The sequence below is a fragment of the uncultured Victivallis sp. genome (assembly GCA_944389935.1).
Lineage (GTDB): Bacteria > Verrucomicrobiota > Lentisphaeria > Victivallales > Victivallaceae > Victivallis.
The window spans coordinates 57,004-70,813 of sequence record CALXOE010000005.1; the positions used below are offsets into that span (position 1 = coordinate 57,004).

General features: G+C 61.2%; 10 protein-coding genes. 3 read left to right on the forward strand and 7 right to left on the reverse strand.

Annotated elements, in window-relative coordinates; translation table 11 throughout:
* Positions 1–10: 10 nt before the first annotated feature.
* Both Q0J85_RS02920 and Q0J85_RS02925 read right to left on the reverse strand, forming a co-directional pair.
* Complete coding sequence (locus Q0J85_RS02920) at positions 11–493, reverse strand: tRNA (cytidine(34)-2'-O)-methyltransferase (protein WP_294478118.1); 483 nt, start codon at positions 491–493, stop codon at positions 11–13.
* A complete protein-coding gene (locus tag Q0J85_RS02925; RefSeq protein WP_294478119.1) occupies positions 490–1,848 on the reverse strand; it encodes an RsmB/NOP family class I SAM-dependent RNA methyltransferase in 1,359 nt (452 codons plus the stop codon). Before Q0J85_RS02925 ends, Q0J85_RS02920 begins: the two co-directional genes overlap by 4 nt.
* Positions 1,849–2,067: 219 nt before the next feature.
* On the opposite strand from Q0J85_RS02925, the gene Q0J85_RS02930 reads away from it, so the two are divergent.
* Positions 2,068–3,321 carry an efflux RND transporter periplasmic adaptor subunit gene (locus Q0J85_RS02930; RefSeq protein ID WP_294478120.1) on the forward strand — a complete coding sequence of 418 codons (1,254 nt, stop codon included), beginning with the start codon at positions 2,068–2,070 and terminating at the stop codon, positions 3,319–3,321.
* 10 nt (positions 3,322–3,331) lie between these two features.
* Entirely contained in the window at positions 3,332–6,442 is a 3,111-nt protein-coding gene (locus Q0J85_RS02935) for an efflux RND transporter permease subunit (protein WP_294478121.1), read from the forward strand.
* Between the two features lie 90 nt (positions 6,443–6,532).
* Here the strand turns inward: Q0J85_RS02935 and Q0J85_RS02940 are convergent, their stop codons facing one another.
* On the reverse strand, positions 6,533–8,743 hold the full coding sequence (locus tag Q0J85_RS02940) for a type IV pilus twitching motility protein PilT (protein ID WP_294478122.1): 2,211 nt from the start codon (positions 8,741–8,743) through the stop codon (positions 6,533–6,535).
* Positions 8,744–8,881: 138 nt separating this feature from the next.
* On the opposite strand from Q0J85_RS02940, the gene dut reads away from it, so the two are divergent.
* Entirely contained in the window at positions 8,882–9,316 is a 435-nt protein-coding gene (gene dut, locus Q0J85_RS02945; protein WP_367274583.1) for a dUTP diphosphatase, read from the forward strand.
* A 4-nt stretch (positions 9,317–9,320) separates the two neighbouring features.
* Here the strand turns inward: dut and Q0J85_RS02950 are convergent, their stop codons facing one another.
* The 4 genes from Q0J85_RS02950 to Q0J85_RS02965 form a co-directional block, all read right to left on the reverse strand.
* Entirely contained in the window at positions 9,321–10,178 is an 858-nt protein-coding gene (locus tag Q0J85_RS02950; RefSeq protein ID WP_294478124.1) for a hypothetical protein, read from the reverse strand.
* Between the two features lie 16 nt (positions 10,179–10,194).
* On the reverse strand, positions 10,195–11,187 hold the full coding sequence (locus tag Q0J85_RS02955) for an aldo/keto reductase (RefSeq protein WP_294478125.1): 993 nt from the start codon (positions 11,185–11,187) through the stop codon (positions 10,195–10,197).
* 1 nt (position 11,188) lies between these two features.
* Positions 11,189–12,379: a PHP domain-containing protein gene (locus tag Q0J85_RS02960; RefSeq protein WP_294478126.1), complete on the reverse strand. Its 1,191-nt coding sequence runs from the start codon at positions 12,377–12,379 to the stop codon at positions 11,189–11,191.
* 69 nt (positions 12,380–12,448) lie between these two features.
* Positions 12,449–13,807: a family 10 glycosylhydrolase gene (locus Q0J85_RS02965; RefSeq protein ID WP_294478127.1), complete on the reverse strand. Its 1,359-nt coding sequence runs from the start codon at positions 13,805–13,807 to the stop codon at positions 12,449–12,451.
* Positions 13,808–13,810: the final 3 nt, after the last annotated feature.

The following is a 13,810-nucleotide window of genomic DNA, read 5'->3' on the forward strand; positions in this document are numbered from 1 at the left end:
GAAATCCCTCTTATTGCTCCCCCATACGTCCGGATGCCGCCCGGCTCTGGCGCAACGCCTCGTATAATACAATACTCGCAGCGTTCGCAAGATTCAAGCTCCGATGGAATTTTCCCTCCATCGGAATCACGGCGAGCCGCTCACGGTAACGCTCGTAGAACTCCGGAGGCAACCCGCTCGATTCCCGTCCGAACACGAGACAGCACCCCTCCGGATACGGGATATCCCAGTAACTCACCCGCCCTTTCGTCGAGATGAAATGCATGATCGCCCCGGGATTCGCCGCGAGAAACTCATCCCAGTCCTCGTAAACCGCAAGGTCGAGATGCGGCCAGTAATCCATCCCCGCCCGCTTCAGGTGCTTTTCGTCGAGCGAAAATCCGAGCGGTTTGATCAGATGCAGCCGCGTATCGGTCGAGACGCAGAGCCGCCCGATCGTACCTGTATTCTGCGGGATCTCAGGCGCAACCAGAACGATGTTGAACGGTTTCATGCCCGCGCCTCCTCCCCGGTGCGGCGCCTCATGCGCGCGACGAACATCGAGTCGCAGTCGCCGTCGAAACTGTAGATCTGAAGCATGCCGCCGCATGCTTCCCCGGTCAGCGGATGCTCGAACGCTTCAAGTTGAAACTCCGCGTGCGCTGCGAGAAAAGTTTCAACCACCTCCGCGTTCTCCCGCGGAAACAGCGAACAGGTCCCGTAAATCAACACTCCGCCCGGACGGACCGCCATCGCAGCGGCCTCGAGAATCTTCTTCTGAAGCTCCGCAGCCTCGCCGACCGCTTCCGGCGAGAGCGTCCAGCGCCCGTCCGGATTCCGCCGCCAGACGCCGGAACAGCTGCACGGGGCGTCCACAAGCACGCCGTCGTACTGCCCGACCTGTTTTCCGCGGAACGGTCTGCCGTCCCAGGCGCGGGTCACGATGTTCGGGAACCCGGCCCGGCGTGCGCGGGTGCGCAGATCGTCGAGCTTGTAGGCGCGCACGTCGCATGCGACAACTGTGCCGGTGCGTTTCATGAGCTCCGCAAGTTCCAGCGTTTTGCCGCCCGCTCCGGCGCAGGCGTCGAGCCACCGTTCGCCCGGCTTCGGCGCGGCGACGAGCCCGATGCACTGGCTCGCCAGATCCTGCACCTCGAACTCCCCGCGCCGAAACGATTCGAGCGTGTATAAATTCACTTTCGGATTCACAATGCCGAGCGCGTTCGGAATCCGCGCCTGACGCAGCAGTTCCGTCCCGCAGCTGCGCAACTCCGCCGCGAGACGGTCGAGATCGGGGGACTGAATCCGCAGCCACATCGGCGGGCGGCGCCGCAGATCCGACAGAAACCGGTCCGCCGGGAACTCCCCGGGCAGCAGCAAAAAGACCCATTCCGGCACGAGGTCGCGATCCGCAAAGCGCAGCTTCATCCCGAACGAAACGCCCAATGCCTCCGCTTTCGCGAGGAACGGCGACGGATTGTCCGGATCCGGCTTCGGCCACGGAACTCCAAGCTCTTTCGCCAGCAGATCCGCGGCGGGCAGATTCACCCCCTCCAGATAAAGCGCCCCGAACAGCAGCGCGTCAAGTTCCGCCCGACCGATCCGGATCATACCCGACTCCAGCTCCGCGCGCCGCTCCTCCGGCAGAAACCGGCGCAGAATTCCCCAGCTGCGCAGCAGCGCATAAACCGATTCACTCACAAACTGCCGGTCGCGCGAGCCGTACTGCCGATTCTCCCGAAAGAATCCGGAAAGTGCCCGGTCCGCCGGTTTCCCCTCTCCGAACACCGCCCGCAGAACAGCGCGCAGCGCATTCCCTCCCGCTTTCACCTGGGATTTCAATTTTTTCACACTCAATTCACCCGCCACGATTCCACTCTCTCCCGGTCAAACAGGTTTGTTATCTTTATAAGATAACCCCAATCCCACCGTTTTTGCAAGAGAATTGCGTTTTTTCAATAAAAATTAGTTGAAAATCACCTGTTTCGGAATTACCGTAAAAGCCCGGAAAACCGGCAGATATGCCGGGACAAACCGGATTTTTCCACACGGGTTGCCATCATACAAGAAAGAAAGACTTTTCACAAAATGAAAAAGAGACTGACCTGGCTGGTGATTCTCATCATTCTCGCCTGTGCGGCCGCCGGAATCGCATACCGGGCATGGCAGAAAACGCAGGAGGAGGCACAAATCAAACCGCGAACGCTCGCGGCAATCGCCGTCGAAGCGGTTCTGCCCGAACGGGCGGCGATTCAGGATCACCGGATCTTCACCGGGGCGCTGAAATCATGGTCTCTCTACGAGGTTGCCCCGAAAGTCGGCGGCCGGCTCGAGGCGATTCACTTCGACGTCGGCGACCGGATTTCCGGCGGCGACGAGATCGCCAAAATCGAGGACATCGAATACAAGCAGAGCGTCGACCAGGCCGCCGCCGATCTCGAGGTGGCCAAGGCACAGCTGCGGCAGGCGGAAGTCATGCTCGACCTGCGCCGCCGCGAGTATGAGCGTTACAAGGCCCTCGACGAGAAGAAAGCGACGACCCAGGCGCTGCTCGAATCGGCCGAAACCGCGTTCTTCGCCCAGGAGGCCACCTACAACATGCAGAAAGCCGAAGTGAAACGGCGCGAAGCGATCCTCGACAATGCGAAACTCAAACTTGCCGACTGCGTCATCGCGGCGGAATGGCCCGGAGACGCCAACCCCCGTTTCGTCGGCGCCCGCTACGTCGACCAGGGCGCGCTGCTCGCGCCGAACCAGTCGATCCTCAGTATCGCCGAACTCGATCCGCTCCGCGCGGTCATCTACGTGATCGAGCGCGATTATCCGTACGTCAAGGCCGGGCAGGAAGCGGTTCTGACCACCGACGCCTACCCGGGCGTCGAATTCAAGGGCAAAGTCGCCCGGATCGCCCAGCTCCTCGAAGAGGGCACCCGCCAGGCAGAAGTGCAGCTCGAGATTCCGAATCCGGAGCTGAAGCTCAAACCCGGCATGTTCGTGCGCGTCCGGCTTGAATTCGCCTCGAAAGACAATGCCGTCGTCATCCCGCGCAATGCGATCGTGAAACGCGACGGACGCCAGGGCGTATTTGAAATCGACCCGGAAAAACGGATCGCCCAATTCGTCCCGGTCGAACTCGGCATCTCTTCCGGGAACCGGGTCGAGATCCTCTCCCCCGATCTCAAGCGGGCTGTCGCGACCCTCGGCAACCATCTGCTGACCGACGGCGTGCCGGTGCTCATTCCGGAAGAGGCCGCCCCGGAATCTCCCGCGAAGAATGAGAAAGCGGAAACAGTCCCGCCGGCCGAAGCCGGAGCGGAAACCGGAACCGAAACCGCGAAGTGAGGACATACGCATGAACATACCGGAATTCTGCGTCAAGCGACCGATCTTCATCTCGATGGTCAGCTGCATCGTGCTGATCCTCGGCGGGGTTGCGCTCTCGTATCTGCCGGTTGACCTCATGCCGGACATCACCTATCCCGGCGTGACGATCGTGACGACCTACGAGGACGCGAGTCCAGAAGAGGTCGAGGAACTGATCTCCAAGAAGATCGAGACCTCGCTCTCGGCGGTCTCCGGGGTGAAAGAGATCACGTCGACCTCAGGCGAGGGTTCGAGCAACGTGACCGTCTCATTCAACTGGGGAACGAACCTAGACGCGGCCGTCTCCGACGTGCGCGACCGCCTCGACCGGGTTGAACCCAGGCTGCCGGACGACGCCGACAAGCCGATCCTCTACAAATTCGACTCGGCAAGCTCCCCGATCATGCGGCTCGGCGTCGCGACCGACATCGACCTGCTCGACGCGCGCAAACTGATCGAGGACCAGATTCAATACCGACTCGAACGCATCGACGGTGTCGCCTCCATCGAAATCAGCGGCGGACTCGAACGGGAAATCCAGGTGCTGTTCGACGTCGACAAGGCCCGCATGCTCGATACCCAGCTCGAGAACGTGCTCTCCGTGCTCGAGAATGCGAACGTCACGACTCCCGCGGGCAATCTGCGCGAAGACCGGCTCGAAGTCCGCGTCCGCACTCCCGGGACGTTCACCTCCGTCGAACAGATCCGCGATACCGTCATCGCCACCGGGAAAAACGGCGACAAGATCCGCATCGGCGACGTCGCCGAAGTCGTCGACACGCACAAGAAAGTCACCCGGTTCGTGCGCGTGAACGGCAAAAACGGCATTATGATTCAGGTCTACAAACAGTCCGGAGCCAACACCGTCAGCGTCGCGAACGATGTGCTCGACGAACTGGAGAAACTCAACGCGGAATTCGGTTCGCAGCTCAAACTCATGCCGATCATCAACTCCGCGGAGTACATTGAGAACTCAATCGCCGGCGTTGCCGATTCCGCGCTCACCGGAGGCCTGCTCGCCGTCATTGTGCTCTTCCTCTTTCTACGCAATTTCGGCAGCACGGTGGTCATCAGCATCAGCATTCCGATGTCGATCATCGCGACTTTCGCTCTGGTCTACTTCTGCGGTTACAATTTGAATATCATGACGCTCGGCGGACTCGCACTCGGCGTCGGCATGCTCGTGGACAACTCGATCGTCGTGCTCGAAAACATCACCCGGCTGCGCGATCACGGCATGGATCCGGATCAGGCCGCGATCAAGGGCACCGGCGAAGTCGCCATCGCCATTACGGCGAGCACGCTGACCACGCTGGCGGTCTTTCTGCCGCTGCTCTTCATGCAGGGGATGGCCGGTGTGATGTTCAAGCAGTTTTCCAGCGTCGTGACGTTCTCGCTGACCTGTTCGCTCTTCACGGCGATCACGCTCGTTCCGATGATGGCGGCCAAGTGCCTGAGTTCGAGCTTCAGCGTCGACGATCCGAATCTTTCGCCCATCAAACGGATTCTGGCCTCGACGGAATATTTCCAGCGCTGGCTCGAGCGGATCTACGGCAACGCACTCGATGTGGTGCTGCGTTTCCGCTGGCTGTTCATTTTCGCGCTCGTGGCGCTCGTCTGTTCGGTGATTCCGCTCGTGTTTCTGATCGGCACCGAGCTCATGCCGAAAGCGGACGAGGGCGAGGTCCGGATCTACCTCGAAATGGAGGTCGGCACGAGTCCGGAAGTCGTGAACGAGATGGTCCGCTCCACCGAGGATGTGATCCGTGAAGTCTGCCGCGACGACATGAACGGCTGGGTCACATTCGCCGGAGCCTCGAGCTGGCGCGCCTCGGGCGGACACAAGGCGAACTACAACATCCGGCTCAAGCCGCGTTCGGAGCGCATCCGCTCCGACCAGCAGATCGCCGAAGAGCTCGACCGCCGGCTCAAAGGATGGCCGGGCACGGTTTTCCGCGTCCGCGCGGGACAGGGGCTCTTCTCGCGCATGATGGGCGCGGGTTCCGGAGAGGGAGTCGCGGTTGAAGTCCGCGGGTTCGACTTCGATGTGGCCGCGTCGCTCGCGGCGCAGGTCAGCGAGGCGATGCAGTCGGTCCGCGGCATCACGGACGTGAAGCTCTCGCGCGACCTCGGCGTACCGGAGGAGCGGCTCTACATCGACCGCGATAAAGCCAACGATCTCGGCGTGCCGGTCCGGCAGATCGCCGAAGCGCTCCGGACGATCCTCGCCGGTTCGGAAGCCGGCGAATTCCGCGAGGACGGCGACGAGTACACGATCCTCGTCAAGGTCAAGGACGCCGACCTCCTGACCCTCGACCAGATCCTCGACCTCTCGATCCGCAACGACAAGGGCGAAAACATCGTTCTGCGGAATCTCATCGACTACAACCGCGTCATGGGCCCCGTCAACATCGAACGGAAAAATCAGGAGCGCGTGCTGACCGTCGGCGGCAACATCCTGAATCGCGACCTCGGCTCGGTCGTCGCGGACATTCAGGAGAAAATCGCGCAGATCCCGATGCCGCCCTCGTTCTCACTGCTCTTCTCGGGGGACTATGAGGATCAGCAGGAGTCGTTCCGCGAACTCTCGTTCGCATTCGTGCTCGCGCTCGTGCTTGTCTACATGGTGATGGCGTGCCAGTTCGAGTCGCTGCGCGATCCGCTCGTGGTGATGTTCTCGGTGCCGCTGGCGGGATTCGGAGTCATTCTCGCGCTCTTCCTGACCGATACGACATTCAATATGCAGTCGTTCATCGGCTGCATCATGCTCGCGGGGATCGTGGTGAACAATGCGATTCTGCTCGTCGACACGGCGAATCTGCTGCGGCGCGAGGGGATGCCGCTCGACAGGGCGATCCGCGAAGCGGGCACCCGGCGGCTCCGCCCGATCCTCATGACCACGCTCACGACCGTGCTCGGGCTCTTCCCGCTCGCGCTCGGCTGGGGCGACGGCGGCGAAACGCAGGCACCGATGGCGCGTGCCGTGATCGGCGGACTCTCGAGTTCAACGTTCATCACGCTCTTCTTCATCCCGGCGGTCTACTCCGTCGCGGAGTCGCTCTTCCGGAAAAAGGAGAAAAAACTGCCGCCGGAGGAGTAACCGAATCCGAACAGCACGAAGAGACAAAGAACCCCGACGGTTTCCGGCCGTCGGGGTTCTGCCGTATTCCGGAATCCTGTTCCGGGAAGATCAGTAAGCGTCGTCCGCCTTGTAGTCGAGCATGTAGGACTGCATCTCCTCGAGGCTGATCTTGCCTTCGCTGTACAGCGTTTCGAGAGATTTCTGCATCGTGATCATGCCGTCCTTCGCGCCGGTTTCGAGCTGCGACTGGAGCATGGCGGTCTTGCCTTCGCGGATCAGCGCCTGAACCGGCGGGGTGCCGACGAGGATTTCAAACGCGGCCACGCGCCCCTTGCCGTCGACGGTCGGCAGCAGTCGCTGCGAGATGATTCCGAGAATCACGCTCGAAAGCTGCAGTTTGATCTGGTTCTGCTGGTGCGACGGGAACGAGTCGATGATACGGTCGATCGTCTGCGGCGCACTGTTCGTATGCAGCGTACCGAACACGAGGTGGCCCGTTTCCGCCGCGGTCAGCGCCGCCGCGATCGTCTCAGTATCGCGCATCTCACCGACGAGGATCACGTCCGGGTCTTCACGCAGTGCGTATTTGAGCGCCGCCGCGAACGAGTGGGTGTCCGAGTGAACTTCGCGCTGTTCGATGAGCGACATGATGTTGTTGTGCACGTATTCGATCGGGTCTTCGATCGTGATGATGTGCTCGGCGCGATTGCGGTTGATGAAGTCGATCATACTCGCAAGTGAGGTCGACTTACCGCTGCCGGTCGGACCCGTGATCAGGATCAGCCCCTGCTGCTTGGTTGTGAGCTGCAGAATCTGCGGCGGCAGATGCAGATCTTCCGGCTTCGGAATTTTGCTCACGATCACACGGCAGACGATACCGACCGTGCCGCGCTGATGGAATCCGTTCACACGGAAACGCCAGTTCTCACTCTCGCCGCTCTCCTGATCCATGACCAGAGAGATCGACAACGCGAGGTCGACTTCGCGATTCTCTTCAAATTCGACCTTCTGAACGGGGTTCAGAATACTGTTCAGCAGCCGGGCGGTATCCGTTCCGGTCAGAACCGGCAGTTCCAGCGGACGCAGTTCGCCGTGGATGCGCAGCACCGGGCTCGACCCTGCCGACAGCAGCAGGTCGGACGCGCCGGTTTTGACGGCGGTCTTGAGCAGACGGCTCATGTCGATGAACTGAACGTCCGGATCTTCGGCATCTTCAGCGCTGCCGTACTGGCTCGCAAACGATTCTACGCCCGACTCCATGCCCTTGAGCATGAGCTGCAGCTCATCGCGGTTCGAGACGGTCGCATTCGCATCGTCGAGCGTGATGAATCCATCCTTGTAGAGACGGAACACCGCGCGGGTGAATGTCATCATGCCGCTCGAAGCGCCGCGTTTGAGCGCCTCGGCGAGAGAACGCATATCGCGGTCGCCGACCAGCTTCTTGATCGTCGGCGTGCCGACCATGACTTCGAGCGCCGGAATCATCCCCTGCCCGTCCGCGCGCGGAATCAGCCGCTGCGCAACGATACCGACCAGCGCATTGCCGAGATCGCTCGCGATCTGGAGGCGCTGTTCTTCCGGGTAGAGGTCGATGATACGTTCAACCGCCTGAACGGTGTCACCCGTGTGAACGGTCGTGATGACGAGGTGTCCGGTCATGGCCGCGGTGATCGCAACCTGCGCGGTATCCATGTCGCGCATTTCGCCGATAACGATGACGTCGGGACTTTCACGAAGTGCCGCACGCAGTGCATCGGAGAAACTCGTCGTACTCGAATTGAGTTCGCGCTGCGTCACCAGGCAGTTGATATCGCGATGGAGAAACTCGATCGGGTCCTCGATCGTGATGATATGCTTGTTGAAGTTGTGGTTGATGTAGTTGACCATCGCCGCCAGCGTGGTCGATTTACCGCTGCCGGTGGAGCCGACCACGATGATGATGCCGTTCTTGTGGCCGCACATTTCCGTCAACGTCGCGGCGGGCAGCCCGAGCTCCTCAAAGAAGAGCGCCTCGCCCGGATAAACCGGACGCGCGACGAATGCCGGACCGGTCAGAGTATCGAGGAAGTTCAGACGAAACCGTTCCCCGCTCGGCAGAGTGAACGCCGCATCGTAACTGCCCCGGTTGCGGTACTCCTGTTCCGCTTTCGACGAGATGCACTGCTTGCGGAATGCGTCGATCTCCTGAGCGGTCAGCAGCTCCTCCCCCTCCGGCAGAACCTGTCCGGAGCGTCGGAACGCGGGGGGTTTCCCCGCGGAAGCGAAAAGATCCGACGCCGCCGATTCCATGGCGTACTGCAGAAGAGCACTGATGTCCATAACTCACATTTCCTTACCTGTTATATGTAAAATCACTGAAGTCAATCTTGCCGGACTTGAAAAGCACAAGTACGTCTGTTACTTTAAATGCAATATCGCATGAAAGCAAACCCCAAAGTCCACAAAATGGTGAAAAAGTTGCAGATAAAGATCAAAATGGCCGAAAACTGCGCCGATCTGGCCCCGGCGAAAGCCCATCCGGACGATGCCGCATTCGATCTCCGTTCCCGGATGGAAATGGAACTGCCCCCCGGGCGCAGCGTACTCGTGCCGACCGGACTCTTCCTCGAGCTCCCCCCGGGATACGAGGCGCAGGTGCGCCCCCGCAGCGGACTCGCGCTCAAACACAATCTCATGCTGACCAACTCCCCCGGCACGATCGACGCCGGATACCGCGGCGAAGTCGGCGTCATCATGTTCAACGCCGGAAGCGAACCGTTCCCGGTCAAACGCGGCGACCGCATCGCCCAGATGGTGATTGCAAAACTCCCGGAAGTCGAACTCACTCTCGCCGACGAACTCTCCGAAACCGGGCGCGGCGCGGGCGGTTTCGGCAGCACGGGACGGAGCTGACCGTTCACCGTTTCCCCTCGAGTTTCTCCAGCAGCGCCGGCAGTCCGTACCTCCGGGCGTAATCGCGCACAAGCCGGAATCCGTCTCCGTAGACGGGATCGGAATTCTCCTCCATGCGCCGGTTGCGGGCGTCGTTGCCGTGCCGGCTGTTCACGAGGGAGGCGACATACTCGGCAAATCCCTCGTTCCACTGTGCCGGAACGTGTTCCGCATGATGATTCAGCCACTCGTGCGCGGCCTCGTGCGCGGCGACCTCGATGAACTGCGCCGCAGGGAGTGAATCGAGAATGCGGACCGTGCACTTCTCGGAAACGATTTTCCCCGTATCACTCCGGCTCTGCCGCTCGTAACGACACTGTCCGAGTTCAAATTTTTTCCCGTCGGCGACTCCGCGCCCGGGATTCAGCTCCGCGAGAGAACAAAGTCCGAAACGGGCACGGCCGCACCCGCGCGATCCGAGAATCCCGGACACTTCATTCTCGATCCGGCGGTAGAGCGCCTCGGCCCTCCCCGGGTCGCGAACGGCGGTGGCCGCGCACTCGGGGCAGAGTTTCCGGCCATCCGGGAGCGAGGCTCCGTTCGTCGGCAGATCGCACGAAAAACAGCGCGGCAGCTCCGAACACTTCAGGCAGTAGAGCCGCTCCCTCCCGCCGGTCACAAATTTAACGTACCGCCCGGCCAGCGGCGCGTCACAGAGCGAACAACGTGGCAGAATCTTCTCCCAGCACTCGGGCGAGCAGAGAATCCGCCCCTCCGAACGCAGATACTGCCCCCGGATCTCCCGCCCGCATACCGAACACGAGAGCGCCTGCGCCACAATCGGAAGCAGGCCGAAAAGCAGAATCCAGACGCTGCGGCGCATGGGACACACTCTCCGACTACTCCGCGAGAATCGCTTCGATCCGGGCGAGTTCCGCGTCGGTGAAATCGAGGTTTGCAAGTCCCGCGACCACATCGCGAATCTGCTCCGGACGGCTCGCGCCGATCAGGGCGGAGGTCACGCCCGGGCGGTTCAGCAGCCATGCGATCGCCATCTCCGCGAGCGTCTGACCGCGCCCGGTGGCGACTTCGTTGAGCTTGCGGACTTTCGCCAGCACGGCGGGCGTCAGCGCCTCTTTCTTCAGAAAGCCGTTGCGCATGACCCGCGAATCGGCCGGAATTCCATCGAGGTAACGGTTCGTCAGCAGCCCCTGCGCGAGCGGGGAGAAAACGATTCCGCCGACCTGTTCGCGTTCCAGCAGCCGGAACGACCCCTGAAGCTCGTGCGTGCGATTCAGCATGTTGTACGGAATCTGATGGATCAGGCACGGGGTGCCGAGTTCGCGCAGAATCCGGAACGCCTCCGCCGCCTTTTCCGGCGGATAATTCGAGATCCCGGCATAGAGCGCCTTGCCCGAACGCACGAGATGATCGAGCGCACTCATCGACTCTTCCATCGGGGTCTCGGGATCGTACCGGTGATGGTAGAAGATGTCCACATACTCCAGATTCATGCGCTTCAGGCTCTGGTCGCAGCTCGCGATGAGGTATTTGCGCGACCCCCAGTCGCCGTAGGGTCCGGGCCACATCGTGTACCCCGCCTTGCTCGAGATCACGAGCTCATCGCGAAACGGCGCCAGATCCTGCTTTAAAATGCGTCCGAATGTAATTTCCGCCGATCCCGGTTCCGGCCCGTAGTTGTTCGCAAGATCGAAATGCGTAATGCCGAGATCGAACGCGGTCTGCACCATCGCGCGCGCATTGTCGTAGAGTGCCGCACTCCCGAAGTTGTGCCAGAGTCCGAGCGAAACGGCGGGCAGTTTCAGCCCGCTCTTTCCGCAGCGGCGGTAAGGCATGGACGAATAACGGTTTTCATCAGGCTTGTAAAACATTTTACCCCCTCCTGTCGGAATTTTCCTGGAATCGGAACAACACCTCGTCGAGCCGCCCCATCACGCCGAGCTCGTCAAGGAAACGGAAGTGCGGCAGAAAAAAGCCGACTTCATACAGATTGTGCGAATCGCTCCCGAGCGAAAGTTTCACCCCTTTTCTGAGGCAGAGGTCAAAAAACTCCAACCGGGGCTCGTTCTGATGGAAGTTGATCTCCGCCGCCGCGCCATACTGCCGGAGCAGTTCCGCAACCGGCTCGTAGAGCTCCGGCGGTTCCGGCAGCCCCGACCACGCGAAGATCCGGAACGGGTGCGCCAGAATGTGAACGCCGTACTTCAGCAACGACTCCGTGCAGAACAGAAACTGCCGCGCGGCGATGTGCGGATCGAATCTTTCCGCCAGATGGTGCACGGCGCCGAGCCGCACCTGTGCGACTCTCCGGTCGGCCGCGTCGAGCGCCACATCGCCGTTCCGATCCACATCGAGCTCGAATCCGTGCCGGAACTTCCCGGCGGCAGCTCCCTCGCGCAGCGTCTCCTCATACTCCGCCATGCGCGGAAAGACCCGACACCCCGCCTCCGTCCCGCGCGTGCGCCAGACGTAACGCCCGTTCCAATAGTCGTCGGCACAGAAATAGAGCTGCCCGGAGTGCTCCGTGAACGCGATTTCCGCGAGGTTCGACAGTTGCGCCATCTCGAGCGCTTTCGGGATGTCCATGTTTTCACTGCAGTAAGCGGCGCGGGTATGGACGTGATAGTCCCCGATTCCGGGATATTCCGGCACGATCATCGCACAGCGTTCGGTCCGGATCGAACCGTCCGCCCCGAGTTCCGCCACCGTCGCCTCGAAAGGAGAACAACGGAACTCCGGAAATCCACCGGCGGCAGCCCGGATCCGTTCGAGGAGAACGGCGGGGGCGACCGTCTGCCCGTTTCCATCGACCGCTTCCGGCGCGGGCGGCAGATTCCAGCCCGTGCCGTGCGGCAGCCAGATGATCGGCAGCGTGACTTTGCGGTGTTTGATCGAACGGAAAAGTTCCGACAGAAACCCCTCCTCCGCATCGCCGAACTCCCCCTCGATCATCAGAAGATCGACCGGGACGAAACGGTGGAACGTATGAACCGCCCGCAACATCAGAAACTCGATCAGATCCCCGGCCCGGTGACGGGGATTCGAGACAACGGCAACTTTCATAAATGCAACCTGTTCATCTTTCGATATTTTCAACCGGATGGAACACGCCTCCATCATCCGGGATGAAACTCACCGGATATTCCGGTACTCCGGCGCCGGAACCGGCGTGCGCCAGCAATCGCGCAGTACCCGCGCCACCCCCTCCCGCATGGTCGGATTCGATGGGGAGAAAACGCTGCGATAGGAGAAGAAGATCGACCCGTCCACCTCGCCCAGCTTCGTATTGTACAAGAGCTGGTCGACGATCTCCCCTGCCGGCCAGGTCTGATTCGACCCGAGGCGGTAAACTCCCTGACCGATGTAAAGATTCACATTCGTCCCTTTCACTGTTCCGGCCCACCAGTCGGCCAGCGCCGCATAAGCCGCGACATCCATCGAAAACGGCCAGTAAAGCTGCGGAGCGATATAATCGACCCACCCTTTCTTCACCCAGCCGCGCGTATCGGCATACTGACCGGAAAACGACTGGAAGCCTCCCGTCAACGAACCGGCCGGATTGCTTTTGCGGTTGGCCCAGATCCCGAACGGACTCACGCCGAACGCGACTTTCCGCCCGGTCCGGCGGAAGTGAACCGTCAACGCCTGTTTCACTCCGGAGATCACCGCGTCGACGTTCGCGCGACGCCAATCCTCGAGCGGCAGCCGCCGCGGATTATACTGCCGGAACGTGTTGCGGTCCGTATCTCCGACTCCGCCGTACAGATAGAAATAGTCGTCGAAGTGAATCCCGTCGACCGGGTAATTCTGCACGATCTCCCGCACGGTCTCAATGATGTGCCGCACGACGCGCGGCTCACCGGGATTCAGCAGGAGCGACCAGGTGCCGTCCGGCCGCTTCACCTCCAGCACGAGGTGTGGATTGCGCTTTGCGAAATTCCGGTTGTCGAGCGTCTTTAAGTAGGCCGCTTTGCGCAGTTTCGTCGAAGCGACCACCCGGTAGGGATTCAGCCAGGCATGGAATTCCAGCCCGCGCCGGTGGGTTTCCGTGACCATGAATGCGAGCGGATCGAAGCCCGCGAGGGCTTTCCCCTCCTGCCCGGTCATCCAGCGCGACCACGGATTGAGTTTCGAGGGGTAGAACGCATCGTTCATCGGGCGCACCTGGAAGAAAACTGTATTGAAGTTCGCCCGCTTCAAGTTGTTCACAATCGTCAGATAGTCGCGCTGAAATGCCGCGGCGTTGTTATGCGCCGGGAAGTCGATATTCTCGACGGTCGCGACCCAGACGCCGCGCATTTCGCGCGCTTTCGGTCGATACGCATCCGGCACACTCACCTGCGCACTCGAGAACTTCCCGCCGTAGGCGACCGGTCGGCCGGTCACCGGATGCTTGAGAATCCGCTCCCCCGCGGCCGCCCCGTACAGACAACCTGCAGTCAGCAGCAGAACCATTCCTCTCCGGAATCCCGCACCCGGAAACAATTTCATCGC